The organism is Mycobacterium sp. SVM_VP21 (assembly GCA_024758765.1).
Lineage (GTDB): Bacteria > Actinomycetota > Actinomycetes > Mycobacteriales > Mycobacteriaceae > Mycobacterium > Mycobacterium heraklionense_C.
In genome coordinates this window covers 1,149,055-1,174,915 of sequence record CP101406.1, presented here as the reverse complement: position 1 = coordinate 1,174,915, position 25,861 = coordinate 1,149,055, and the positions used below count along the sequence as shown (strand labels likewise).

The following is a 25,861-nucleotide window of genomic DNA, read 5'->3' as shown; positions in this document are numbered from 1 at the left end:
TGGTCGCCCACGGCGCGTGTTGTCGCGCGTGTTGCTGCGCCTGACCTGCTGCGAGTAGCGCTCCTTAGGAGAGTCCGCCGGGTCGTAGGCGTAAACGGCCCTCATTGGGATTTTTCTCCAGACAAGGACATCTCATGCGCACTACCTCCCTCACCGCTCACCCGGCCAACCACCGCAACGGTCGCCTCCGCTCCCACCCACGCGTGGTGGCGCCGGCCCTGCAGCTGGCCGACAGTGCCGGCGCTGAGGTGTTCGCCGCGGTTCGCCAACACGGCCCCGTCGCGCGGGAGGCCATCGCCGGCCTCACCTCGCTGAGCGTGGCCACGGTCAACCGCCAGATCAGTGCGCTGCTGGAAGCCGGACTGCTGTTGGAGCGCGCCGACCTGGCCACGTCCGGGGCCATCGGGCGGCCGCGTCGGCCGGTGGTGGTCAACCACGAACCGTTCCTCACCCTGGGCCTGCACATCGGGGCCAAGACCACCAGCATCGTGGCCACCGACCTGCTCGGTCGCACGCTCGACGTCGTCGAGACCCCGACGCCGAACAATGGCGCGACGCCGGCACTGGCGTCGCTGGCCGCCAGCGCCAGTCGGTACCTGACCCGCTGGCAGAAGCGCCGGCCGCTGTGGGTCGGGGTGGCGATTGGTGGCGCGGTGGACGGGGCTACCGGCCACGTCGACCACCCCCGGCTGGGCTGGACGGCCGCTCCCGTCGGCCCGGTGCTGGCCGAGGAGCTGAGGCTGCCGGTGTCGGTGGCCTCCCACGTAGACGCGATGGCCGGCGCCGAGCTGCTGTTGGGCGTGCGGCGGCCGACGACCAGCAGCGCCACCAGTCTCTACGTCTACGCCCGAGAGACAGTCGGCTACGCCCTGGTGATCGGCGGGCGCGTGCACAGTCCGGCCAGCGGTCCCGGCACCATCGCCGGCCTGCCGGTGTTCTCGGAGCTGCTCGGCGGCTCCGGGCAGCTCGAATCCACCGTCAGCGACGAGGCCGTGCTGGCTGCCGCCCGGCGGCTGCGGATCCTGCCCGAGGGCAACGGTGCGGCGTCCACGGCGGTGACCGGTCTGGTGCGCGAGGCGCGGGCCGGCGACGAACGGGCGAAAGCACTGCTGACCGAACGCGCTCGCGCTCTCGGCGAAGCAGTGGCGCTGCTGCGCGACGTACTCAACCCCGACGACCTGGTGGTCGGCGGTCAGGGCTTCACCGAATACCCCGAAGGCATGGCCGAGGTGGAGCGGGCGTTCACGCAGCGGTCGGTGCTGGCTGGGCGCACCATCCGGGTCACCGCTTTCGGCAACCGGGTCCAGGAGGCCGGCGCCGGCACGGTGTCCCTGGGAGGGCTCTACGCCGACCCGGTCGGCGCGATGCGCCGCTCCCGCGGGCCGATCAGCGGCGCGGTCCCGGAAGTGTCGGCCTGACCGAACCTGTAAAGATGGCTTGATGGGCTACGACGTTGTAGGGGGTGGGAGCGTCAGGTCCGATGTGCGCCGGGTAGCGCTGCTGTCGGTACACACCTCGCCGCTGGCCCAGCCCGGCACCGGCGATGCCGGCGGCATGAACGTCTACGTGCTGCAGACCGCGCTGCACCTGGCGCGCCGCGGGGTGGCGGTGGAGGTTTTCACCCGCGCCACGTCGTCGGCCGATCCGCCGGTGCAGCACGTCGCGCCAGGCGTGCTGGTGCGCAACGTGGTGGCCGGGCCCTTCGAAGGCCTGGACAAGAACGACCTGCCCACCCAGCTGTGCGCCTTCGCCGCCGGGGTGCTGCGCGCCGAGGCCGCTCACGAACCGGGCCACTACGACGTCGTGCATTCGCACTACTGGCTTTCCGGTCAGGTCGGCTGGCTGGCCGCGGACCGGTGGGCGGTGCCGCTGGTGCACACCGCGCACACTCTGGCCGGGGTCAAGAACGCCGCGTTGGCCGCCGGCGACATTCCCGAACCGCCGCTGCGCACGGTCGGTGAGCAGCAGGTCGTCGATGCCGCGGACCGCCTGATCGTCAATACCGACGACGAAGCGCAGCAACTCGTGACGCTGCACGAAGCCGACCCGAGCCGAATCGACGTCGCACACCCGGGGGTCGACCTGGAGGTCTTCCGACCGGGCGACAAACGCCAGGCCCGCGCGGCCCTGGGCTTGTCGGCCGGCGAGCAGATCGTGGCGTTCGTCGGCCGGATCCAGCCGCTCAAGGCTCCCGACATCCTGCTGCGGGCCGCCGCGAAGCTGCCGGGCGTGCGCGTGGTGATCGCCGGAGGGCCCTCCGGCAGCAGTGGGCTGGCAGCACCGGACGGCCTGGTTCGGCTGGCCGCCGAACTGGGTATCAGTGACCGGGTGACGTTCCTGCCGCCGCAGTCCCGCGAAGATCTGGCCACCCTGTTCCGGGCGGCCGATCTGGTAGCGGTGCCGAGCTACTCGGAATCGTTCGGTCTGGTCGCGTTGGAGGCTCAAGCCTGCGGGACCCCGGTTGTCGCCGCGGCCGTCGGCGGGTTGCCGGTGGCGGTGCGCGACGGGGTCACCGGGAGACTGGTCGACGGGCACGGGATCGAGGCGTGGGCAACGGCTCTCGACGAGCTGCTGCGGCTGGGTTCGGGACCTCGCGGATGGGCGATGCGCCGGGCCGCCGTCAACCACGCGGCGCAGTTCTCCTGGGAGCGCACCGTGGACGCCCAGTTGGCCAGCTACACCCACGCGATCGAAGACTTCGCCACGGCCCGGGCCGGGCGGATGCGGGTGCTCGGATCGTCGCGCCGCCCTCGTCGCTGGCCGACGCGGCGCGGGGCACGCGCGTGACTCGGATGGCGACACCGGGCGCCCCGTCGGCGCCGAGTGTGCGATTTCCGACGCCAGCGCCGGTGTGTTGCCGACTAAACCGCACACTCGACGCGCACAGGAGGCAGTGGTGGGCGTGAACCGGGGCGATGTCCAGGAGCTCATCGAGCGGACCCTGCAGGCAGCCGAGCTGACCTACTCGCCGACGCCGGGCTCCCACGGCGGGCTGCCGGGGCTGATCGTGGAACTGCCCGGCGAGCGCAAGCTCAAGACCAACACCATCCTCAGCATCGGGGAGCATTCGGTGCGCGTCGAGGCGTTCGTCTGTCGCCAGCCCGACGAGAACCACGCCGGCGTGTACCGCTACCTGCTCAAGCGCAACCGCCGCTTGTACGGGGTGGCCTACACCCTGGACAACGTCGGCGACATCTACCTGGTCGGCCGGATCTCGCTGGCGTCGGTGACCGCCGAGGAGATTGACCGAGTGCTCGGGCAGGTGCTCGAAGCCGTCGACTTCGACTTCAATACGTTGCTGGAGTTGGGATTTGCCACCTCGATCCAGAAGGAATGGGCGTGGCGGGTCTCCACCGGACAGTCGGTGAAGAACCTGCGAGCGTTCGAGCACTTGCGCCCGACGTCGGGCAACAACGGCGACAGTGACGCCGACAATGCAGGTTGAAGTGCTGAGGGTGTTCACCGACGATCGCGGCAACCACGGCAATCCGCTCGGGGTGGTTCTCGACGGGGCATCTGTTCCCGCGAACCAACAACGACAGCAACTGGCGGCCCGGCTCGGGTTCAGCGAAACGATCTTCATCGACGATGCCGAGCGTGGCCGGTTGCAGATCTTCACCCCGGCCACCGAACTGCCGTTCGCCGGGCATCCCACCGTCGGTGCGGCCTGGGTGCTGTCGCGTGAACTCGGTCACCCCGTTGCCGCCTTGGAAACCCCAGGGACACAGATCGCGACGTGGATCGATGGCGACCGGGTCTGGGTCCGCGGTCAGTTGGCCGCCACACCCCCGTGGTGGCATGAGCGCCTCGCCGACAGCGCCGCCATCGACGCATTAGACGGACCGCTGAACCCCGAGCAGGACGCCACCCAGTTGTGGGCGTGGCGTGACGAAGCGTCTGGTGTGGTCCGTGCTCGGGTCTTCGCCGCCCGTTACGGGGTGGCCGAAGACGAGGCCTGTGGGTCGGCCAGCATGCGTCTGGCGGCGGCACTGGGGCGCGACATCACGGTGCACCATGGTCGTGGATCGATCGTGTATGCGCGCCCCGGCCCGCCCGGGACTGCCGAGATCGCGGGCCGGGTGGTCAGTGACGGGCTTATGTCCTAGGCACCGAGCGATCAGTGCAGGGCGACGTCGCGATTCGCGTTGGCTTCGATGCGGCGGGCGGCGAACGCCGCGGCGTCGGTGGGCATGCTGTTCGTCGGGTAATCCAGATGCCCGAACGGGATGCCGTCAGTGCCGTCGCAGACGGCGTCATTGTGAGCGCAGTACTCGCGGGTCTTGGCCGCGTACAGCGGGCCGACCCGGACCGGCGGCGCGTCGTAGCGCCGGATGAACGTCGCCGAGGGCTTCCCGAACAGGATCACCGCCGCGACGTGGTCGGCCACCACGTCGGGCATCGGCCGCGGCAGATCCGGCACCAGCTCGTCCGGTAGCCCGGTCGGCACCGACTGCGCGGTCGCATAACCGGTGACGGCTGCGCCCTGGGAGTAGCCGCCCAGCACGATCTGGGTGTCCGGACAGTCCAGGGCTGTCCACTCGATGTGGCTGACCTCGTCGCGGATCCCGGCGATCACGCTTCGGTCGAAGTCGAGACCACTGCTGAAACCACTGGCAGCGGCGTAGTTGACCGGATACACCGCCAACGTCCGGTCTGAGAGCGTGGCGCGCAGCGCGTCGACGAAGGCCTGCCCGACCTTGCCGACGCCGGGCGGTTCTTCGCTGCCCCGGGCAAAGACCACTTCGACGTCGGCGCACGGTTTGGCGTCCGCTGCCGGCGATGCCACGGTCAGCGGCACCGCCGAGGCCGTCAGCAGTGCGGCGGCGAGGAGGCCGGGGAGCGGCCGCAGACGGGGCACGTGCACACCACACCCCCGATCCCAGTTGACGGACCTTCCTTCGACGGTAACCCCAATCGGTGCCCGTGAGACACTGACGCCCATGTCTGACACTGCCACCCTGGTGCTCCTGCGCCACGGCGAAAGCGAATGGAACGCCAGCAACCAGTTCACCGGCTGGATGGACGTCAACCTGACCGACAAGGGCCGCGCCGAGGCGGTCCGTGCCGGTGAGCTGCTGGTCGAGCACAACCTGCTGCCGGACGTGCTCTACACCTCGCTGCTGCGTCGGGCGATCACCACCGCGAACCTGGCGCTGGACGCCGCCGACCGGCACTGGATCCCCGTGCACCGCACCTGGCGGCTCAACGAGCGTCACTACGGTGCGCTGCAGGGCCTGGACAAGGCCGCCACCAAGGCGCGCTACGGCGACGACCAGTTCATGACGTGGCGGCGCAGCTACGACACCCCGCCGCCGCCGATCGAAGCCGGCAGCCGGTACAGCCAGGACACCGACCCCCGTTACGCCGACATCGGCGGCGGCCCGCTGACCGAGTGCCTGGCCGACGTGGTGGCGCGCTTTCTGCCGTACTTCACCGACGTTGTCATCCCGGACCTGCGGTGCGGCAAGACGGTGTTGATCGCGGCGCACGGCAACTCGCTGCGGGCGCTGGTGAAATACCTCGACGGAATGTCGGATGAGGATGTCGTCGGGCTGAACATCCCGACCGGCATCCCGTTGCGGTACGACTTGGATTCCGACCTGCGCCCGAAGGTTGCCGGCGGCGTCTATCTGGACCCTGCGGCTGCGGCCGCCGGGGCTGCTGCGGTCGCGAGCCAGGGCGCCAAATAGCGGTTTTGGGCCGCCCAGTGTGAATGCCGGGTGGAGCCCGGGTGAAATCTTCGCAATGAATTCACATTCGGCGCACGTCACGGTCGAACGTTGGTCAGCTCACGGTGCCGGACTGCGTACGATTTTGCCGTGGCTGCGACCTCGGCGCTGACGCTTGCTGCAGCGTCGGCGATTCCTGCGCTGGTGGCAGGCGTGGCGGCCGGCGTTTGGCTGTCGCCGCGGCTGGCCGAGCGCCGCCGCAAGGCGGCGACCGAGCGGTCCGGCATCACCGTCGCGGAGATGCTGCAGCAGATCGTGTCGCACGCCTCGCTGGGGATCGCGGTCGTCGACTCCCACCGTGACGTCGTCTACCTCAACGAGCGCGCCACGGAGCTAGGGCTGGTGCACGGCAGGTTGCTCGACGACGAGGCCTGGACCGCCGCGCAACGCGCTCTGGCCGGCGAAGACGAAGTCGTCTTCGATTTGACGGTGGCCAAGCGGGCTCCCGGGGCCATCCGGTCGGATCTGTCGGCCGTGCGCGGCTATGCCCGGCTGCTGTCGGAAGAGGATCGCCGGTTTGCCGTGGTGATCGTCGACGACCAGTCCGAGCAGGCCCGTATGGAGGCCAGCCGGCGCGACTTCGTGGCCAACGTCAGCCACGAGCTGAAAACCCCGGTGGGGGCGATGGGGCTGCTCGCCGAGGCGCTGCTGGCGTCGGCCGACGACCCCGAAGCCGTGCGGCCGTTTGCCGAGCGCGTGTTGGTGGAGGCCAACCGGCTCGCCAGCATGATCGGTGAGCTGATCGAGCTGTCCCGCCTGCAAGGCGCCGACCCGCTGCCGGACCTAGGCGTCGTCGACGTCGACGCGGTGGTCAACGAGGCGATCTCCCGGCACAAGGTGGCTGCCGACAATGCCGAGATCACCATCACCACCGATGCCCCGAGCGGGCTGCGCGTGCTCGGGGATGAACCACTGCTGGTCACCGCCCTGGCCAACCTGGTCTCTAACGCGATCGCCTACTCGCCGCACGGTTCGCCGGTATCGATCAGCCGGCGTCGCCGGGAGGGCTTCATCGAGATCGCCGTGACCGACCGTGGCATCGGCATTGCGCCCAAGGATCAGCAGCGCGTGTTCGAACGGTTCTTCCGCAGCGACAAGGCCCGCTCGCGGGCCACCGGGGGTACGGGGCTGGGGTTGGCCATCGTCAAACACGTGGCGGCTAACCACAACGGCACCATCACGTTGTGGAGCCAGCCGGGCACCGGTTCCACATTTACCTTGGCGATTCCCGCTTACCAGGGCAGTCTGAACTCAGAAGAGGAGGCGCAGTGATGACACCCGCTGTCGATCACGCAGAGGGTAGCTACGGGGAAGGGCAGCATCGATGACACACGTCTTGATCGTTGAGGACGAGGAATCGCTGGCCGACCCGTTGGCCTTTCTGCTGCGTAAAGAGGGTTTCGAGGCCACCGTGGTCGGCGACGGAACCGCCGCCCTGGCCGAATTCGAGCGGGCCGGCGCCGACATCGTGCTGTTGGATCTGATGCTGCCGGGGATGTCGGGCACCGACGTCTGCAAGCAGCTGCGCGCGCGTTCCAGTGTGCCGGTGATTATGGTCACTGCCCGCGACAGCGAGATCGACAAGGTCGTCGGCCTGGAATTGGGCGCCGACGACTACGTGACCAAGCCGTATTCGGCCCGCGAGCTGATAGCCCGGATCCGGGCGGTGCTGCGCCGCGGCGGCGACGACGAGGGCGGTGCGGGCGAGGGTGTGCTGGAGTCCGGCCCGGTGCGCATGGACGTCGAACGGCACGTCGTCATGGTGAACGGCGAGCAGATTACCTTGCCGCTCAAGGAGTTCGACTTGCTCGAATACCTGATGCGCAACACGGGCCGCGTGCTGACCCGCGGCCAGTTGATCGACCGGGTCTGGGGTGCGGACTACGTCGGCGACACCAAAACATTGGATGTCCACGTCAAACGACTTCGGTCCAAAATCGAGGCCGACCCGGCCAATCCAGTGCACCTGGTTACCGTTCGCGGTCTCGGGTACAAGCTGGAGGGCTAACCCGCGCCAACCTCATCGCGGGAACTCCTAACTTGCTCGGCGGGGTCGTCGTCGCGAAAATTACGCGAATTGGACGTCCGACTTCTTAAGGTAACCTTAATCAAGGTTGCCTACGGATTCCTTGGGCCCAATCCACACTTCGTCAGTTACACGGGAGACGCGATCGATGAGCGGGCCGGAGGACACGGCGCACACCTTGCGCACGCTGGTTGATCTGTTGACGCAGCGTGCGGCGCGGTACGGCGAAAACTTGGCATTCACCTTCTCGCGTGACGGCGATGAGCACGAAACCAGCCAGGTGACCTACCGGGAACTGGACCGGCGCGCCCGCCAGATCGCCGCTGACCTGCAGAGTCAGGGAGCGGCCGGTCAGCGCGTGCTGGTGTTGTGCCCGCCGGGACTGGACTTCCTAGCCAGCTTCTTCGGCTGTCTGTACGCCGGAGCCATCGCGATCCCCGTGCATCCACCCATGCGCGAACACTTGCTCCCGCGCGTCGAGTCGATCATCGCCGATGTCCAGCCCGGCTACGCGCTCACCAATAGTGAGATCGAGCCCAAGATCAAGCCCGCGATCGACGGTCTGCCCGGCGGCCAGGCGCTGCGCTGGTCGCTCGCCGACAGCGACGCCACCGGCAGCGAGGCGTCCTGGGTGGAGCCGCAGATCGATGGCGACAGCATCGCGATGCTGCAGTACACCTCGGGGTCGACCAGTGCGCCCAAGGGCGTCGTGCTCACCCACGGCAACCTGGTGCACAACCTGACGACCATCGCCGAGGCTTGGGACGCCAACACCGACATGCCGCACGTGACCGGCGTGTTCTGGCTACCGCCCTACCACGACATGGGTCTGATCGGCGGTCTGCTCGAGACGATCTACGTCTCGGGCCATTCGATCCTGATGCCGCCGACGGCCTTCATCAAACGGCCGATGCGGTGGCTGGAGGCGATCTCGCGGCACCGCGCCATGATCACCGCCGCACCGAACTTCGCCTTCGACCTGTGCGTCGAGCTGAGCACCCCGCAGGAGCGTGCCGCCCTGGACCTGTCCAGCTGGACGGTGGCGCTGTGCGGTGCCGAACCGGTGCGCACCGCCACCCTGGACGGTTTCGCCGAGCTGTTCGGGCCGTCCGGCTTCCGGGCCGAGTCGTTTTACCCCGTGTACGGATTGGCCGAGGGCACGCTGCTGGTATCGGGTGGGTCGGACCTGCCGACACCGATGGTGCAGCACATCGACCGGGTCGCCCTCGGCGACAACCGGGTGATCGATGTCGCCGCCGACGATCCCAACGTGGCGACCATGGTCGGCTGCGGCAAGCCGCGCGGCAGCCAGCGGGTGATCATCGTCGACCCCGAGACCCGGCTGGAGTGCGCCGCTGACCGGGTAGGCGAGATCTGGGTGTCCGGGGGCAGTGTCGCGCATGGTTACTGGGGTGCCCCGGAGCTGTCTGCGGAGACGTTCTCCGCGACGCTGGCCGACACCGGTGAGGGCCCGTTCCTGCGCACCGGCGACCTGGGCTTCCTGCATTCCGGGGAGCTGTTCGTCACGGGCCGCCGCAAGGACCTGATCATCATCCGCGGCACCAACCACTACCCCAACGACATCGAGCTGACCGTTCAGGACACCAACCCGGCGTTGCTGCGCGGCCGCGGTGCGGTGTTCTCGATCGCCCCGGAACCGGGTGCGGCCGAGCAACTGGTCGTGGTCCAGGAAGTGGACCCGAGCCGCCTGGCAGGGGAGCAGGCCGACGAGGCCATGCAGGTCATCCGCACCGCGGTCACCGCGAACCATTCGGTACGCACCCACGCTGTCGTGCTGGTCCAGCCGCTGCAGCTGCCCACCACCTCCAGCGGCAAGATCCAGCGCAGCGCCTGCAAACAGCAGTACCTCGACGGCGCGCTGCCGGTGGTGGCCCAGTGGCCGTCGGCGCCCGGCGCGGCGCAGTCACCGGCTCAGCCCGAGCCGGCCCCGGTGGCGGCGCCGGCCCAGTCGGGCGCCCACAGTGCGGCCGAGATCAGTGCTTGGCTCATCGAGCGGCTGTCACAAGACCTCGAGCTGCCGCTGGCCGAGATTGACCCGGCCAAACCGTTCGCGTTCTACGGGCTGGACTCCATCCACGCGGTTCGGCTTTCCAGCGCCCTCGAGCAGTGGCTGAGCATTGAGTTGGCCCCGACCATCGCCTACGAATACCCGTCGATCGACATCCTGTCGGCGCATTTGGCTCGGGTCGCCGCGAAAACTCCAGCGGCTCCGGGCGCCGGGGTCGCTGCTGAAAGCACCGATCGGCCCGCCGCCGACGAGCCGATCGCGATCGTCGGTATCGGCTGCCGTTTCCCGGGCGCTGACGGCCCCGAGGGTTTCTGGCGGCTGCTCTCGGGCGGGGCGGACGCCACCAGCGACGTCCCGGCCGACCGGTGGGACGTGGACGCCTTCTACAACCCCGACCCCTCGGTTCCCGGGACCGCGGTCACCCGCCGCGGCGGCTTCTTGGGCCAGGTCGACCAGTTCGACTTTCAGTTCTTCGGGATCTCGCCGCGCGAGTCGGCGCAGATGGACCCGCAGCAGCGGCTGCTGCTCGAGGTGGCGTGGGAGGCGCTGGAAGACGCCGGTCAGGTCCCGGATCAGCTGGCCGGCAGTCGCACCGGCGTGTTCGTCGGCATCTCCACCAACGACTACGGCTTCCTGCGGCTGGGCCAGCCGCAGCTCGTCGACGCCTACACCGGCACCGGCAACGCGCTGAGCATCGCCGCAAACCGGCTGTCCTACACGTTCGACTTCCACGGACCGAGCATGTCGATCGACACCGCCTGCTCGTCCTCGCTGGTCGCCGTGGACCTGGCGTGCCGCAGCCTGCGGGACGGCGAGTGCTCCATGGCGCTGGCCGCCGGGGTGAACGTGATCCTGTCGCCGGCGCTGGCGATCAACTTCAGCAAGGCGCGGGTGATGGCTCCCGACGGCCGCTGCAAGACGTTCGACGCCGACGCCGACGGCTATGTCCGCGGTGAGGGCGCCGGAGTGGTCGTGCTCAAGCCGCTGAGTAAGGCGCTGGAGGACAACGACCCGGTCTACGCGGTGATCCGCGGCAGCGCCACCAACTCCGACGGCCGGACCAACGGCCTGATCGCTCCCAGTGGGCGGGCGCAGGAGGGCGTGGTCGCCGAGGCGTTCCGCCGGGCGGGCCTGCCGGCCGGCGCGGTCCAGTACGTCGAGGCGCACGGCACCGGCACATCGATCGGCGACGCCATTGAGGCCAACGCATTGGGCACCGCGCTGGCCGAAGGCCGTCCGGAGGGCAGCCGCTGCCTGGTTGGCTCGGTCAAGACCAACATCGGCCACCTGGAGGCGGCGGCCGGTATTGCCGGCCTGATCAAGGTGGCGCTGTCGTTGCAGCACCGGGAGATCCCGGCCAGCCTGAACTACACCGAGCCCAACCCGCACATCGGATTCGACCGCCTGCCGCTGGAGGTGGTCCAGAAATTGACCCCGTGGCCGGCGGGCAGCCGGGCGATCGCCGGGGTCAGCTCGTTCGGGTTCGGCGGCACCAACGCTCACGTGGTGCTCACCGAGGCCCCGCAGGTCCGCGCCCGCTACGTCGACGAGTCGGCCCCGCCGCGCGCCGAGCTGCTGGCGTTGTCCGCCCGCTCCCCGGAGGCGCTGACCGCGTTGGTCGGCGAGTACGAGATGGCTCTGTTCTCAGGCGGGCTCATGGGTGCCAGCGAGCTCGCCGACCTGTGTTACACCGCCGGCGCCCGCCGCGGCCACCACGACTACCGGCTCTCGGTGGTCGGCGACAGTCCGGCGGCGATGTTCGAGTCGCTGTCGGCGTATCGGCAGGGCGAGTCACGACCGGGGTTGTCGGTGGGCCACTGCGCCCCGAGCCGGCCCGGACCGGGTGTGACGTTCGTGTTCTCCGGCCAGGGCTCGCAGTGGCACGGCATGGCGCGACAACTGCAGGACGACGAGCCGGTGTTCGCTGACGCACTGGCCGCCTGCGACAACGCGCTGTTCCCGCACCTGGGGCACTCGATCCTCAAGGAACTCGCGGCCCAGGACGGTCCCGAGGACCGCTCCAAGCTCAAAGACATCGGCATCCTGCAGCCGACGATCTTCGCAATTCAGGTGGCGCTGGCGGCGCTGTGGCGCTCCTGGGGCGTCGAGCCCGCCGCGGTGGTCGGGCACAGCCTCGGCGAGGCCGCGGCCGCCCATGTCGCGGGCGCGCTGAGCCTCGATGACGCCGCACGGGTGATCTGCGCCCGTGCCCGGATGCTGCGCGGCGTTCGTGGCCGCGGGGCGATGATGGTCACCGAGACCACCATGGCCGAAGCGCAGGACCTCATCGCCGGCCACGAACGCGAGGTGGCCGTCGCCGCGAGCAACAGCCACCGATCGACGGTGCTCGCCGGCGAGCGCAAGGTGCTCGAACAGCTGATGACGAAGCTGCAGCAGCGGGACCGGTTCTGCCGCTGGATCGATGTCGACGTCGCCTCGCACAGCCCGCAGATGGAGGCCCTCGCCGCCGGTCTGCGCGGCAGCCTGGTGAAGCTGAAGCCGACCGTGCCGACTGTGCCGATGTATTCGACGGTCACCGGCGAACTGGTGGGCTCCAGGCTGCTGGACGCCGACTACTGGGTTTCGAACCTGTGCTCGCCGGTGCGGTTCTCGCCGGCGCTGCGGCGGCTGCTCGAGACCGGGCACAACACGTTCGTCGAACTCAGCCCGCACCCTATCCTGCTGACGGCTGCCCGCGAGGACGCTGAAGGTATGGGGCGCAGCTGCACCTTATTGCCCTCGATGCGCCGCGATGACGGGGTTTTCAGTGGCCGCTCCACCATGCTCGGCTCGCTGGGCGCCCTCTACACCCTGGGGCAGCGGGTGGCCTGGGAACAGATCTACCCCGCAGGTAGCCGCTGTGTCCCGGCCCCGACCTACCCCTGGCAGCGGGTGCACTCGTGGCTCAACGCCGGCTCGATCGCGGCGCCGCGGCGAGGCGGCGCCGGTGCCAACGGCGGCGGCTGGCGCGGACCGATCCGATCGGCCGCGCAGCCGGGAACGGTGCTGGCCGAAGTGGACATCACGGCCGTGACCGCGCTGTCGCCCGAGCAGTTGAGCGAGTTGGCGCTGACCGCGGCGGAGGTCGCGTTCGGTCCCGGCACCCGCTCAGTCGCCGAGCTGACTCTGCGTGACGGTCTGGACCAGGCACGCACCGTCCAGTTCGCCCTGACCGGAGACGCTTTCGACTGCTATGGCAGCGCTGGTGCGGACTGGTCGCTGTTGGCCACAGGCACCCTCTCCGCCGACCAGGCGCACGCGCCGACCGTCATCACCGTCCCAGTGGACCCGCGGGACCGTAGCTACCGGATGCGTTGGCAGCCGGCGTCCCTGCCCGTTGACGGCGAGGGTCGGCCCGCCGAGCCCGGCAGCTGGCTGATCCTGTCCGACGGTCCGGTCGCCGACACGCTGCGGGACCACCTCGAGGCGCAGTCGCAGTCCTGCGTGTTGGTGGAGCCGGTCGTTGGGCTGGCCGAGATCGAACGGGTGAGCGCCGACAGTTACCGGGTCGACCCGGCCCGTCCGGAACACTTCGCCGAGCTGCTGCGCGCGGCGTTCGGCGGCGACCGGCCGCATTGCCGCGGGGTGGTGCACCTGTGGAACCTGCTGGCCGCACCGCCTGCTGACACGACCGAAGCGTCGTTGGCGACGGCCACCGACGTCGGATCGCTGAGCGTGGTGCACCTGATCCAGGCGTTGACGTTGGCCGGTTGGCCGGAATCGCCGCGGCTGTGGCTGGTGACGCGCGGGGCGCAGCCGGCGGGTTGGGAAGAATCTGAGTCCGGTTCACTGTCCGTCGCGCAGGCTCCGGTCTGGGGGCTGGGCCGCTCCATCGACCACGAGTACCCCGAGCTGCAAGCCACCGGCGTCGACCTGTCCGACGACGGTGGCCCCGAAGAACTGCGGGGTCTGTTCAGCGAGATCTGGACGGACAATTCCGAGACGGACGTGGCCCTGCGCGGTCCCCGCCGTTATGTCGCCCGGCTGGAGCCCTACACGGCACCGTCGGCGCAAGCGGGCCAGCTCACGCTGCGTGATGACGCAACCTACCTGGTTACCGGCGGGCTCGGCGCGGTCGGCGGCAAGGTGGCCGGCTGGTTGGTCGAGCGCGGTGCTCGCCACCTGGTCCTGATGGGTCGCAGCGCGCCTACGGCGGCGGCGCAGGCGACGCTGGACGGCCTGCGTGCCGCCGGCGCCGAGGTGACCATCGCCCAAGGCGATGTCACCAAGTCCGCCGACGTTGCCGCGGCACTTGCCACCATCGGTGCATCGATGCCGCCGCTGCGCGGTGTGGTGCACGCAGCCGGCACCGTCGACGACGCGATCCTGGCACGCCTGGACGCGGCGAAGCTGCGTGCGGTGATGGCGCCCAAGGTTCAGGGCGCCTGGAACCTGCACACCCTGACCGCCGACGCGGAGCTGGATTTCTTCGTGCTGTTCTCCTCGGCAGCCTCGGTGTTGGGTTCGCCCGGTGCCGCCAACTACGGGGCCGCCAACGCGTTCCTGGACGCGCTGGCCTGGCATCGCCAGTCGGCGGGCCTACCGGCGTGCAGCGTCAACTTCGGCCCCTGGGCGGGGCTGGGCATGTTCACCAACTCGGAGCTGCACCGGCACTTCTCCCACTACGGCGTGGAAGGTGTGTCGGCGGAGCAGTACCTCGCGGCGCTGGCGGCTCTGATGGCAGACGGCGCAACCGAAGCGATGGTGCTCGACATCGACTGGGCGCGGTGGCGTCCGAGTGCACAGTCGCCGCTGCTGCGCGACCTGCAGGTCACGGCCACCGACGGCCAGGCCGCCGGCACCTCCAGCAGCGGTCTGTTCGAAGCGGTGCAGGCCGCCGACCCGCAGGAACGTCAGCGGCTGCTGGAGACCTACCTGCGTGATCTGGTCGCCGGCAAGCTGGGCCTGGCTCCGGCCAGCCTGGACGTGCGCGCGCCGCTGAACAGCCTCGGCGTCGACTCGCTGATCACGCTGGAACTTCGCATCCAGGTCGAGCGCGAACTCGGTATCGTGGTCCCGGTTGCCCGGCTGTTGGACGGGCCCAGCGTGGTCAGTCTGTCCAGCTGGCTCGGCGAGCAGTTGGCCGCGGCACCGGGCCGGGGTCCGGCTGACGAAGGATCCGCAGCGCCGGATGTCGCTGAGGCGGCGCCCTCGCAGGAGATGGAGCTGCTGGCGCAGGTCACCGAACTCTCCGACGAAGCGGTGGATGCACTGCTGGCGAAAATGATGGCCGAAGATGGGGGCAGCGCGTGACGGATCGTCCGGACGTGCCCGCTGACATCTCCAGCCTGTCGCCGGAGAAAAAGCGTGAGCTGCTTGCCCAGTTGCTGAGGGCCAAAGCGCAGGACGCGGCATCTGAACACGAGCTGTCCTACGGGCAGCGCTCGATGTGGTTCATGCACCGGCTCGCTCCCGACAGTGCGGCCTACACCGTCGCCTACGCCGGACGCATCGACGGTGGCCTGGATGTGCCCGCCCTGGAGCGGGCCGCGCAGGCGTTGGTGGACCGCCACCCGATGCTGCGGACCACCTACACCGAACGGGACGGTCAGCCCGTCGCCCTGGTCCACGGGCAGTGGCCGCTGCGCATCGCCACTCAGCGCATCGGTGCGGACGCGGCTGAACTCGACCAGTGGGTCCAGGCCGAGATCGACCGGCCCTTCGACCTGCGCACCGGCCCGGTGCTGCGGATGACATTGCTGGCGCGCCCGGACGACCACGTGCTGGTGTTGACGGTGCACCACATCGCCGTCGACTTCTGGTCCATCGACATCATCCTCGACGAGCTGCGTGCGCTGTATGCCGCCGAACATGGCGCTCCCACTCCAGAAGAGACCGCCGACCGCTACGTCGACTACGCCGCGCAGCAGTCTCGGATGCTGGCCGGGCCCGAGGGCGAGCGGCTTTGGGAGTACTGGCACCAGACTCTGGGCGGCGAACTGCCGACCCTGGCGCTGCCCACCGACCGGCCGCGGCCCGCGATCCAGACCTACGACGGCGCGCTGCACCGGTTCAGCGTCGACGCCCAGGTCACGGCCGGGATCAAGCAGGTGGCGCGGACCGTCGGAGCGACGCCCTACATGACCCTGCTGGCGGCCTATGCGGTGCTGTTGCACCGCTACAGCGGGCAGGACGACCTGGTCATCGGTTCGCCGTTCGCCTGCCGCGACCGGGCCGGGCTGATGGGCATGGTCGGCTACGTCACCAACCCGCTGCCGCTGCGCGTCGACATGAGTGACGACCCGAGCTTCGCCGCGCTGCTGGGCCAGGTCAAAGACACCGTGCTGGGCGCGATCGGTCACCAGGAGTACCCGCTGCCGCTGCTCGTCGAGCGGCTGCGGCCGGTACGTGACGCTGGGCGCACCCCGCTGTTCCAGGTGTCGTTCGCCTGGCAGCAGGTCCGACTGTTTGAAGACGGTGCGGGATCCGGTGACTCCAGCGTCCTACACCTGGAGACCCTCTACATCGGCCAGGGCGGCTCACCGTTCGACATCACCATGCAGGTCGGCGAGCAGGGCCCCGACGACGCCCGGGAGCTTCAGCTTGCCCTGCAGTACAACACCGACCTGTTCGACGCCGGGACCATCGAGGCGCTTGCGCAGCACTTCACGTTGCTGCTGAGCGGGCTGGCCCAACCCGGGGCAGCGCAAGCCCCGGTCTCGCAGCTGACACTGCTCACCGACGCCGAGCGCGCCACGCTGGCGGCCTGGAACGACACCGCGGTCGACTACCAGTCGGCCCCAACGACTCTGCACGAGATGGTCGCCGCCAGCGCTGCGCGCACACCGGACGCCGTCGCGGTCAGCTACGACGGCCGCGACATCAGCTACGGCGAACTGGACCGGCGAGCCAACGGCCTGGCACACCGGTTGCGCCAGCTCGGTGTTGGCGCCGGCCCGGGACCCGCCGTGGTTCCAGTGCTGCTCGAGCGCTCCGAGGACCTGGTAATCGCGCTGCTCGGCGTGCTCAAGGCCGGCGGCGTGTTCCTGCCGCTGGATCCCGCGCAGCCCACCGGCCGGATGGAAGCGATGCTCGCCGACGTCCCCGAGGCCCCGGTCTGTGTCACGCATCGCGAGCATTTGTCGCACGTGCCAACGGGTTTCACCGGAGCCCGGCTGTGCCTGGACCAGCCGTCCCCGAAGCCCGCCGAGGAAGCCGCAGCCCCCGAGGCTCCCGGGGCCGACTTGGCCTACCTGATGTACACCTCGGGTTCCACCGGGGCTCCGAAGGGCGCGCTGAACAGTCACGCCGGCATTCGCAACCGGCTGTTGTGGATGCAGGACGCCTACCAGCTGACCGCCGAAGACCGGGTGCTGCACAAGACCCCGATCAACTTCGACCCGTTCGTTTGGGAGATCTTCTGGCCGTTGACGGTCGGCGCCCGGGTGGTGATCGCCAAACCCGAGGGCCACAAAGACGCCGCCTACCTGGCCCGCACCATCGTGGAACAGCGCGTCACCACAATGCATTTCGTTCCGTCGATGCTGCGCCGCTTCCTGGCGGAGCCTCAGGCGGCCTCCTGTACCGGCCTGCGCAAGGTGTTCTGCAGCGGCGAAGCGCTCACCGCCGACCTGCGGGATAGCTTCTTCGCCGCGCTGCCCGCCGAGCTGTACAACCTGTACGGCCCGACCGAAGCCGCCATCGACGTCACCCATTTCCATTGTGAGCGTGGGACAACCGATCCGATCATCCCGATCGGTAAGCCGATCGCCAACATCGCGATCCACCTGCTGGACGCGGCGGGCAACCCGGTTCCGATAGGAGTGCCCGGCGAACTGCACATCGGCGGCGTGGGCGTGGGCCGCGGTTACCTGAACCGGCCGGAGGCCACTGCGGCTGCGTTCCTCGACGACCCGTTCAGTGCCGCTCCGGGTGCATTCCTGTACCGCACCGGCGACCTGGCCCGCTACCGGCCCGACGGCAACATCGAGTACCTGGGCCGTCGCGACGACCAGGTGAAGATCAATGGTTTCCGGATTGAGCTCGGTGAGGTGGAGGCCGCGCTGGCCCAGCACCCCGGTATCGCCGAGTGCGCCGTCGTGGCACGCAAAGACGCCTCCGGCAACACCCAGCTGATCGCACATGTCGTCCCGGTCGCGGCAATGCCGGGCACCGCCGAGCTGCGTCGTTTCCTGCTGGACCTGGTGCCTGCGGCGATGGTGCCCGCGGTGTTCCGCGCAGGCGACCTGCTGCCGTTGTCGGCCAGCGGCAAGGTGGATCGCCGGGCGTTGCTGGCCCTCGACAAGGACCTCGACGCCGCGCCGGTGGAATTCGTCGCGCCCCGCGACGAGACCGAACAGGCACTGGCCGAGATCTGGCGCGAGGTGCTCGACGTGGACCGGGTCGGCGTCACCGACGACTTCTTCGCCCTCGGCGGCGCCTCCACCCAGGCGCTGGAAGTTGCAGTGCGCGTGGGGGAGCTCGGGCTGGAACTGCGGCCGGAGTCGTTGTTCGTCTACGGCACCATCGCCGAGCTGGCCGCCGAGTTCGGTCCGATCGGTGGGGCTGCCAGGACCGAGCAGGTCGCCGAAAAGCCTACGGAGCAGTCAGAAACCGTGGTGGTTACTCAACCAGTCCCGGCGCCCAAGCTTGCCCCGGCCCCGGTGATCACACCCGTGCAGAATGGTCCGGCACGCAACGTGGTGATCGAGAGCCTCGGCGTGTACCTGCCGCCGCGGGCGGTCTCCACCGAACAGGTGCTGGCCGACTGCGTCAACGAGGTGAAGATCCCGCTGGAGCGTCTCACCGGCATCAAGAACCGGCGGATGGCCGGCCAAGACGAATTCTCGATAGACTTGGGCCGCAAGGCGATCGCCGACTGCTTGTCGCGGTCGAGCTACGCCCCCGAAGAGATCGACCTTGTCATCGCCTGCAACATCTCGCGCTGCGATGGCCCGGAGCACATGTTCACCTTCGAGCCGAGCACCGCGTCGCAGTTCCGTGACCAACTGGGGCTGACGAGCGCCGTCTGCTTCGACATCAACAACGCCTGCGCGGGCATGTTCACCGGCGTCAGCGTGGCTCAGGACTTCCTCAAGACCGGCCTGGTGCGCAACGCGCTGGTGGTCAGTGGCGAATACATCAGCCACATCACCGAGACCGCGCAGCAGGAGATCGAAAGTGCGATGGACCCGCGGCTGGCCTGCCTGACCGTCGGCGACGCCGGCGCGGCTGCAGTGCTCGAACTCGGGCCCAACGACCGGGTCGGTTTCCACGACCTGGACCTGGCCACCTACAGCGAATTCGCCAAGCTGTGCATCGCCAAGGCCACCGAAGGACCGCACGGCGGCGCCATCATGGTCACCGACTCGGTCACCCAGACCGCGATCGCGGTGAAGCACTCGGTTCCCTATGTGGCGGCGGTTATGCAGCGGCACGGCTGGCGACCGGAGACGGCCGATCAGCTGCTGATGCACCAGACCTCCGAGGCGTCGATCAACGACGCCATCTTGACCATCAATCGGGTTTTCGGTGCCGGTGCCGCAAGCCGGGCCAACACCATCTGCAACCTTGCTGAGCGTGGGAATACCGCCACCACAACGCATTTCGTCGCGCTGTATGACTACATCAATGCGGGACGGATCAACTCCGGCGACAACGTGGTGCTGTCCATCACCGGCTCCGGGCAGACCATCGGCACCGGCCTCTACACGTTTGATGACCTGCCGGATCGGATGCGCCGGGCCGGCAACGGACACTCGGGCCGTGCCAGCCGGTCCGGCGGGCGCCGGGAGCTGCCGGCGACGCCGCGGGTGCGCATCGACGGGATCGGGTTCGCCCCCGAGGGACAGACCGAGCCCAGCTCGATCCAGTTCGCCGTCGACGCCGCCGCCGCCTGCCTGGCCGACAGTGGAGTGGACAGGACCGATGTCGGGCTGGTGATTCACGCCGGCATCTACCGCGACGACTTCCTGTCCGAGCCGGCGGTCGCCACCCTGGTTGCCGGTGAGGTCGGGATCAACGCCGAGCCGGAGTCCGCAGACGCCCCCAAGACCTTCGCGTTCGACGTCCTCAACGGAGCGGTCGGTTTCCTCAATGGGTGCCATGTCGCGGCCGGCATGATCGGTGCCGGGCGGACCGGACATGCCATGGTGCTGGCCTCCGAAGTGGAGAACAACACCCCGGAGAGCGGCTACCCGCGCAACGGCATCTCCGAGACCGGGTCGGCGATCATGCTGAGCCCAAGCCACGGGCCAGAAGGCTTCGGCCGGTTCGTCTTCGGTCACCACCCGGAGCACCGCGGCGCGCTGGCCACCTACACCCAGGAGCGCGACGGCCGGATGTGGCTGCGGATCGACCGCGACCCGAACCTGGTCGCGATCTACGTCAGCTGCCTGCCGTCGTCGGTCAAGGAGTTGCTGACGCTGGAGGGGTTGGCGCCCGAGGACATCGCCGTGGTGTTCCCGCCGTACCTGCCCGGTGCCGCTCTCGATGAGTTGGCCGCGCACATCGGCGTGGACCGCTCGCGGTTCGTCGACCTCGAGGCGCAGGGCCAGACCAGTGACCCGTTCACCTCGACGCTGCCCTACCAGATCGCCGACGCGCGCCGGCGCGGCCTGGTGAAGCCCGGCGACGTCGCCCTGATCATGGCGGTCGGCTCGGGCGTCGAGGTCGGTTGCACGACCTACCGGTTCTGATCGGCATGCGCGCATTCGTCACTGGGGGAACCGGATTCGTAGGCTCGAACCTGGTTGCCGCGCTGCTGAAGCAGGGCATGCAGGTGCGGGTGTTGCGCCGCTCGACCTCGCCGATGGCCGCGCTTGAGGGTTTGGACTGCGAGACCCGGATCGGCGACGTCAACGATGGCGTCGACGCACTCACCGAGGCAATGGCCGACTGTGACTGGGTGTTTCACACTGCAGCGATCTCGGACTACTGGCGCTATCGGACGCAGACCCGGCTGTATCGCACCAACGTCGACGGCACCCGCGATATGGCAACCGCCGCTGCGCGCGCCGGGGTCAAGCGTTTCATTTACACCAGTTCGCTCGCCGCGCTGGGCGTTCCGGAGCGCGGTCATGAGCTGGTCGAGACCGACGAGTTCAACATCCGCCCGCGGCAGTTCCCCTACGCGCACAGCAAGCACCTCGCGGAGTCCGAGCTACAGAAGGCCGCCGCGGCCGGTCTGCCTGTCGTGATCGTCAACCCGTCGGCGGTCATCGGGCCTCGCGACGTCAACCGCATTGCTAGCGCGATGCTCGTCGAAGCGCAGCACGGCCGGTTGTGGTTCGCTGCGCCCGGCGGCACCAACTTCGTCTCGGTCGACGACGTGGTGGCCGGCCACATCGCCGCCGCCGAACGGGGTCGGATCGGGGAGCGCTACATCCTGGGCGGCGAAAACCTGCTGTTCCGTGAGGCATTCGCAGTCGCCAACGGACTCTTCGGTCGGCGCCCACCCTCGGTCATGTTGCCGCGCTGGTTCATTCCGGTGGCGGCAGCGGGGGTGAGCGTGGCGCGCGCCGTGGTGGGACCGCGACTGCCGATCGACGCCCGCCAGATGCGACTGTCGACCGCGGAGATCTTCGCCGATGCCAGCAAGTCTCGCCAGGAGTTGGGTGTGCCGTTCACCCCGTTCGCGACCGCACTGCGTGCCGGCTACGAGTGGTATCGCGACAACGGCTACCTGGACTAGCCGAGCCGCCACGGGGACCTAGTGTCCATCCTCATCATCGTCGTCGGAGTCCTTGTCGCCCAGCAGCTTTTCCGGGTGGTGGTAGTGGTTGATCCGGGGCTGGCCGTGGTCTAGATGGGGCGGGGGCAGGGTTTGGGTGGTGCCGTCGTGGCGTTTGCGAGTCTGCCAGCCGCCTGACGTGATGAGCTCATGGTGGGGGCCGCAGCGCAGGGTGAGGTCGGTGATGTCGGTGCGTCTGGTTTTGGCGTAGTCGTCGTCGTGATGGACTTCGCAGTGGTAGCCGGAGACGGGGCAGTTGGGGTGGGAGCAGCCGCGTTCTTTGGCGTAGAGCACGATGCGTTGTCCGGGTGAGGCCAGCCGTTTGGTGTGGAATAAGGCCAGCTCTTTGGCGCCGTCGTAGATGCGTAGGTAGTGGTGGGCGTGGCTGGCTAGGGCGATCACGTCGCGGATGGGGAGCCAGGTGCCGCCGCCGGTGTGGGCTTTGCCGGTGCCGTTCTCCAGGTCGGTCAGGGTGGTGGAGACGATGATGGTGGCCGGTAAGCCGTTGTGCTGGCCGAGGTTTCCCGAGGCCAGTAGGGCGCGGCACATGGCGGTCAGGGCGTCGTGGTTGCGTTGGGCGGCGCTGCGGGTATCGGTGTCGATCGCGGCTTGCGACGGAGTGCCTCCGGTACAGGGGGTGTCATCGTTGGGGTTGCACATGCCGGGGGCTGCCCAGCGGGCCAGTACGGCGTCCCAGGTGGCGCGGGCTTGGGGGTCGAGGTAGCCCTTGATGGGGGTCATGCCGTCGCTGCCTTGCGGGCCGAGGATTACACCGCGGCGTTTGGCGCGATCGTCTTCGGTGTAGTTGCCGTCGGGGTATAGGTGGTCGGCGAGGCGTTGGGCGAGTTTGGCGAGTTCGTCGGGACGACACTCGGTGCCCAATGCGGTGAGGTGTTGTTCGGCCTGGGTCAGGGTGCCGGCGTCGACCTCGGCGGGTAGGTAGGTGAAGAAGGAGCGGATCACCGCGATGTGGGCGGTGCTGATCTTCCCCGCACGTTGGGCGGTAGCCACCGTCGGCAGTACCGGTTCCAACGCTTCGCCGGTGAGGGTGCGGCGGTCACCCAGTTCGGCGGCCTCCGCCAGACGCCGCCCGGCCTCTCCGCGGGTCAGATGCAACTCGTCTGCCAGCACCCAACGGGGTTTGCCGCCCAACTCGGCGGGGTCGGTGCCGGCGAGCCGGTTGACCATCGGATGCTCCACCGCGGGAAGCCGGCGCCGTAGCAGTTCGCAGCGTCGCAGCAGGGCTAGGCATTCCCGCGGGGTCAGTGCATCGAAGTCCAGATCCAGCGCCCGATCCAGATCCGCCGACAGCGCGTCGAACACCTCCACGACCGCTCCCCGGCTATTCGAACGCATGTGCGAATTGTAGCTCGGGAGTCTGACATGTCGCAGAACTTAATCCATAACTAAAACTACTGTGACACAAGTGAATACAGTGACTAGACCAACGGCACTGGGCCTACCGAAACGGCCCGGGTCGCCGGCCTAGCCGACCTGGCTCAACAGCGCCTCGGTCGGCGGACGGCGGTGCGCCCAGGGCTGCGCCACCTCGATCTGTGCCGCCAGTGAAACCAGGGTGGCCTCGTCGTTGGCCCGCGCCACCAGGTGCACCGCCTCGGGCAGGCCGTCGGGGGCGATCCCAGTCGGGACTGACATGGCCGGCTGACCGCTGTAGCACTGGGGGAAGGTGAACGGGATGAACTTGAGCATCTTCAGCATCGCCCGGGTCGGCCCGAGTCCCTCGAAGTAGCCCACCCGTACCGGCGGAATGGCCAGCACCGGTGTCATCAGGATGTCGAAGTCGGCGATCCTGCGCTGCGAGCGCGCGGTGATCCGCGGCTCCGCGGCGACAGCCCGGTTGGCCAGCCAATCCGGGACCAGCCGGCTGGTCCGGGCCTCGGCCTGCATACGCCGTTCCAACAGTTCGGTTTTCGGGAGCCGCTCGATCTCGTGGGCGAACCCGTTCATGAACAGTGCGAGCACCGCGGCGATACCCATCACCGGATAGACCGGGTTGCGCTCGACCACCTCGTGGCCCATCGAGCGCAACAACTCGGCGGTCTCCAGCACCGGGCGGCGTACCTCTTCGCTCACGTGTACCGGTACAACAGGCTTGAACGACATCGCGATCCGCAGCCGTCGCGGATGCGCCAGTAGTGCCTCCATCAGTGGTGGTGCCGGCGGTGGCGAGGGAATCTCGTCGTCGGGTTCGGGACCGGTCATCGCGTCGTGCAGCAGCGCCGCATCCATCACGCTGCGGGCCAACGGCCCAATGTGGTTGAGCCCGTGGAACCGATAAGCCCGCTCCGGCGACTCCTTGGTGCTGACCCGGCCGCGCTGGCCCTTCAGTCCGACCAGCCCACAGCAGGCGGCCGGAATGCGGACCGAGCCGCCACTGTCACTGCCGGTGGCACCGGGCACCATGCCGGAGGCGACGGCCGCGGCTGAGCCGCCGCTGGAGCCGCCCGGGGTCCGGTAGAGATCCCACGGGTTACGGGTCACTCCCCAGGTCGCCGATTCGCTCACCGGGTAGGCGCCGAACTCCGAGAGATGAGTCTTGCCGATGATCACCGCGCCGGCAGCCCGGAGCCGTCGCACCGCTGCACTGTCGGCGCTAGCGGGGCCGACGTCAATTCCGGTGCCACACATCGAGGAAACGCCCGCCACGTCGGTGTCGTCCTTGACCGCGATCGGCACACCGGCCAACGGCAGTGCTTCCCCGGCGGCCAGTCGATGCTCGACGTGTGCCGCCTCGGCCATCGCCTGATCGCCCATCACGGTGCGAAAGACGTTCAAAACCGGGTCAAGGCGGGCGATTCGATCCAGGTACAGGGTCACCAGTTCGCGCGGCGACACCTCACGCGCGCGCACCAACTGCGCCAAGCGCGCGACGCCGGCGAAGGCCAACTCATCATCGTGCGCGGTAGACATCTTGGCGTCCTTTCCCCGCGGACAACAATACCTACCGTGCGTTGGCGTAAAAGTGTGTCGGCGTTGGCGACACACTGAGAACTGCGGAGTGCTTAGTTCCCTGTCGCAGGCTCGATGTTGTGGTTGAGGGTGAATCGGTTGGCCGGATCCAGGCGTGCCTTGAGTTCGGCGAGACGTTGGTAGCCGGCGTCACCGAATGTCGCGCGAATGCGGTCTTGCCCTTCGTCCCCGACGAAGTTCAGGTAGGCGCTGTCCGGGCCCAGTGGCCGCAGTATCTCGAAAGCCTGCCGGGCCCACGCCGTGCAGCGTGCGCTCTCGACGGGATCGGTCCACGTCGCCATCAAATGAATGATGTAGGGGTGTTCGCGGGCGACGATAGCCGTCGAGTCCGCCGGAACCCGGCTGGCGTACCCGCCGAGCCGGATCAGGTGCAGCCGGGTCTGCGCCGAGGGACGTGACCGCCCCAGCAGGGCGATGCGCCGGATCGCCTCGTCGGTGAGCTCGGTGACGAACAGCGACTTCCAGTAGTTCAGCCAGCCGTACGGCGCCGTGTAATCAAGGGCCTGCTGCCAGGTCGAGTAGTCCAGCTTGTGCTGCACGGCCACCACCGGCTTGGCTGCCACGCCGCGAACATTGAGCAGCGCGCTCACGTCCTCGCCGGCGGACGGGTCGGTCCGTGTCGAGCAGGCCAGAACATTGACCAGCGACTGGCCCGTCGTGAGGTCGGAGGAGAAGTCGAGGATGGACGCCAGGTGATCCGGTGCGTTGTCCATCTGGGCGCGGAAGTGCTTGAGAGCTGCCTCGGCGTCGGTGTCGGGGTAGGACTGTACGCCGGCCACCACACCGTCGATCGGGTGCAGGCGCAGTACGAACTGCGCCACCACGCCGAAGTTGCCGCCCCCGCCGCGCAGGCCCCACAGCACGTCGGCGTTCTGGGTCTCACTGACCGTCAATACCTCGCCGGACGCGGTCACCAGGGTTGCGCCGATCAGGTTGTCGCAGGTCATGCCGTGGGCGCGGGAGAGCCACCCGATGCCGCCGCCGAGCGAAAATCCCCCGACGCCGGTCGTCGAGACCACCCCGCCGGGGCAGGCCAGGCCGTGGCGGCTGGTGACCGGGTCCACGTCGCCCCAGGTGGCGCCGGCGTCGACGTAGGCGATCCGCGCCTGCGCGTCGACCCGTACCCCGCGCATCAGCGTCAGGTCGATGACGATGCCGCCATCGGTGGCCGAGTGGCCGGCGACGCTGTGGCCGCCGCTGCGCACCGCGATCTGGGCACCGGAGTCCACGGCGTAGCGGACGGCGGCGACGATGTCGTCCTGCGAGCGGCACTGCAGCACCACCCGCGGTCGCTTGTCGATCAGGCCGTTGAAGACCTGGCGCACCTCGTCGTAGCGGGCCTCGCCGGGGTAGACGGCATCGCCGGTAAATCCCGGAACGGTGGGGGTGGTGGCTGTCATCGCATCCTTAACGGG

14 protein-coding genes are annotated in these 25,861 nt (G+C 68.9%); 10 read left to right on the top strand and 4 right to left on the bottom strand.

The annotated features are described in order from the left end of the window. Window positions 1–134: 134 nt before the first annotated feature. From NM962_05755 to NM962_05740, 4 genes are all read left to right on the top strand, one after another. Window positions 135–1,418, top strand: a complete 1,284-nt coding sequence (locus tag NM962_05755; protein UVO13608.1) for an ROK family protein — start codon at window positions 135–137, stop codon at window positions 1,416–1,418. Between the two features lie 22 nt (window positions 1,419–1,440). Then, the gene (gene mshA / locus NM962_05750) at window positions 1,441–2,787 is read left to right on the top strand and encodes a D-inositol-3-phosphate glycosyltransferase (protein UVO13607.1); all 1,347 of its coding nucleotides are present in this window, start codon (window positions 1,441–1,443) and stop codon (window positions 2,785–2,787) included. A gap of 115 nt (window positions 2,788–2,902) precedes the next feature. Continuing rightward, window positions 2,903–3,445, top strand: coding sequence for a YbjN domain-containing protein (locus NM962_05745; GenBank protein ID UVO14568.1), 543 nt, complete (start codon window positions 2,903–2,905; stop codon window positions 3,443–3,445). Beyond that, window positions 3,435–4,106: a PhzF family phenazine biosynthesis protein gene (locus NM962_05740; GenBank protein UVO13606.1), complete on the top strand. Its 672-nt coding sequence runs from the start codon at window positions 3,435–3,437 to the stop codon at window positions 4,104–4,106. Before NM962_05745 ends, NM962_05740 begins: the two co-directional genes overlap by 11 nt. An 11-nt stretch (window positions 4,107–4,117) precedes the next feature. Here the strand turns inward: NM962_05740 and NM962_05735 are convergent, their stop codons facing one another. Continuing rightward, a complete protein-coding gene (locus NM962_05735) occupies window positions 4,118–4,858 on the bottom strand; it encodes a cutinase family protein (GenBank protein UVO13605.1) in 741 nt (246 codons plus the stop codon). Window positions 4,859–4,940: 82 nt separating this feature from the next. On the opposite strand from NM962_05735, the gene NM962_05730 reads away from it, so the two are divergent. From NM962_05730 to NM962_05705, 6 genes are all read left to right on the top strand, one after another. Further along, entirely contained in the window at window positions 4,941–5,690 is a 750-nt protein-coding gene (locus NM962_05730) for a phosphoglyceromutase (GenBank protein UVO13604.1), read from the top strand. Between the two features lie 129 nt (window positions 5,691–5,819). Further along, a complete protein-coding gene (locus NM962_05725) occupies window positions 5,820–7,001 on the top strand; it encodes an ATP-binding protein (GenBank protein ID UVO13603.1) in 1,182 nt (393 codons plus the stop codon). 52 nt (window positions 7,002–7,053) lie between these two features. Next, on the top strand, window positions 7,054–7,737 hold the full coding sequence (locus tag NM962_05720) for a response regulator transcription factor (protein UVO13602.1): 684 nt from the start codon (window positions 7,054–7,056) through the stop codon (window positions 7,735–7,737). A 166-nt stretch (window positions 7,738–7,903) separates the two neighbouring features. Continuing rightward, window positions 7,904–15,037 (top strand): type I polyketide synthase, encoded by a 7,134-nt coding sequence (locus NM962_05715; GenBank protein UVO13601.1) that lies wholly within the window; start codon window positions 7,904–7,906, stop codon window positions 15,035–15,037. After that, entirely contained in the window at window positions 15,034–20,421 is a 5,388-nt protein-coding gene (locus tag NM962_05710; protein ID UVO13600.1) for an amino acid adenylation domain-containing protein, read from the top strand. Before NM962_05715 ends, NM962_05710 begins: the two co-directional genes overlap by 4 nt. A 5-nt stretch (window positions 20,422–20,426) precedes the next feature. Further along, window positions 20,427–21,416: an NAD-dependent epimerase/dehydratase family protein gene (locus NM962_05705; GenBank protein UVO13599.1), complete on the top strand. Its 990-nt coding sequence runs from the start codon at window positions 20,427–20,429 to the stop codon at window positions 21,414–21,416. 18 nt (window positions 21,417–21,434) lie between these two features. On the opposite strand, the gene NM962_05700 is transcribed toward NM962_05705, so the two are convergent. From NM962_05700 to NM962_05690, 3 genes are all read right to left on the bottom strand, one after another. After that, complete coding sequence (locus NM962_05700) at window positions 21,435–22,811, bottom strand: HNH endonuclease (GenBank protein UVO13598.1); 1,377 nt, start codon at window positions 22,809–22,811, stop codon at window positions 21,435–21,437. 129 nt (window positions 22,812–22,940) lie between these two features. Next, window positions 22,941–24,386 carry an amidase family protein gene (locus NM962_05695; protein ID UVO13597.1) on the bottom strand — a complete coding sequence of 482 codons (1,446 nt, stop codon included), beginning with the start codon at window positions 24,384–24,386 and terminating at the stop codon, window positions 22,941–22,943. A gap of 92 nt (window positions 24,387–24,478) precedes the next feature. Beyond that, the gene (locus NM962_05690; protein UVO13596.1) at window positions 24,479–25,846 is read right to left on the bottom strand and encodes an FAD-binding oxidoreductase; all 1,368 of its coding nucleotides are present in this window, start codon (window positions 25,844–25,846) and stop codon (window positions 24,479–24,481) included. Window positions 25,847–25,861 lie beyond the last annotated feature (15 nt).

Bases quoted from the DNA above. Each gene is read 5' to 3' on its own strand.
- NM962_05755 (UVO13608.1), top strand. From the start codon at position 135: ATGCGCACTACCTCCCTCACCGCTCACCCGGCCAACCACCGCAACGGT.
- mshA (UVO13607.1), top strand. From the start codon at position 1,441: ATGGGCTACGACGTTGTAGGGGGTGGGAGCGTCAGGTCCGATGTGCGC.
- NM962_05740 (UVO13606.1), top strand. From the start codon at position 3,435: ATGCAGGTTGAAGTGCTGAGGGTGTTCACCGACGATCGCGGCAACCAC.
- NM962_05730 (UVO13604.1), top strand. From the start codon at position 4,941: ATGTCTGACACTGCCACCCTGGTGCTCCTGCGCCACGGCGAAAGCGAA.
- NM962_05720 (UVO13602.1), top strand. From the start codon at position 7,054: ATGACACACGTCTTGATCGTTGAGGACGAGGAATCGCTGGCCGACCCG.
- NM962_05715 (UVO13601.1), top strand. From the start codon at position 7,904: ATGAGCGGGCCGGAGGACACGGCGCACACCTTGCGCACGCTGGTTGAT.
- NM962_05705 (UVO13599.1), top strand. From the start codon at position 20,427: ATGCGCGCATTCGTCACTGGGGGAACCGGATTCGTAGGCTCGAACCTG.
- NM962_05700 (UVO13598.1), bottom strand. From the start codon at position 22,811: ATGCGTTCGAATAGCCGGGGAGCGGTCGTGGAGGTGTTCGACGCGCTG.
- NM962_05695 (UVO13597.1), bottom strand. From the start codon at position 24,386: ATGTCTACCGCGCACGATGATGAGTTGGCCTTCGCCGGCGTCGCGCGC.
- NM962_05690 (UVO13596.1), bottom strand. From the start codon at position 25,846: ATGACAGCCACCACCCCCACCGTTCCGGGATTTACCGGCGATGCCGTC.